This is a genomic window from Lentzea kristufekii (assembly GCF_033949925.1).
Taxonomy (GTDB): domain Bacteria; phylum Actinomycetota; class Actinomycetes; order Mycobacteriales; family Pseudonocardiaceae; genus Lentzea; species Lentzea kristufekii.
Genome location: NZ_JAXAVV010000098.1, coordinates 1 through 447, shown reverse-complemented (window position 1 = coordinate 447; position 447 = coordinate 1). Strand labels below are relative to the sequence as shown.

Below are 447 nucleotides of genomic sequence, written 5' to 3'. Positions count from 1 at the left end.
ACTCACCAACCTGATCACGACCGCACCCACCGCGCTCCGCGAAGCCTTACGCGACAAGCAACGCAAGGCACTACTCACCGCCTGCGCCGCGCTGAACCCCGACCTCACCCAGCTGGCAGACCCCACCCACGGCACGATGCTCGCCCTACGCGCCATGACCGAACGGATCATCACCCTCAACCAGCAGATCAACCAGCTCGACAAACACCTCGACCAACTGGTCGCGGCCACCGCACCGACCCTGGTCGACCTACTCGGCATCGGCACCGACATCGCCGGCCAGCTCCTCGTCACCGCCGGCGACAACCCCCACCGCCTGCACAGCGAAGCCTCCTTCGCCAAACTCTGCGGCGTCGCACCACTACCCGCCTCATCCGGACGCACCGACCGGCACCGCCTCAACAAAGGCGGCGAACGCCAAGCCAACCGAGCCCTGCACATCATCGC

Annotated in this window: 1 protein-coding gene; it reads left to right on the top strand. The window is 66.7% G+C overall.

The genetic code is table 11. From position 1 onward, the window contains the following. Nucleotides 1-447 (top strand): transposase (locus SK571_RS46245; RefSeq protein ID WP_319990446.1); only part of this gene is annotated, 447 nt, incomplete at both ends.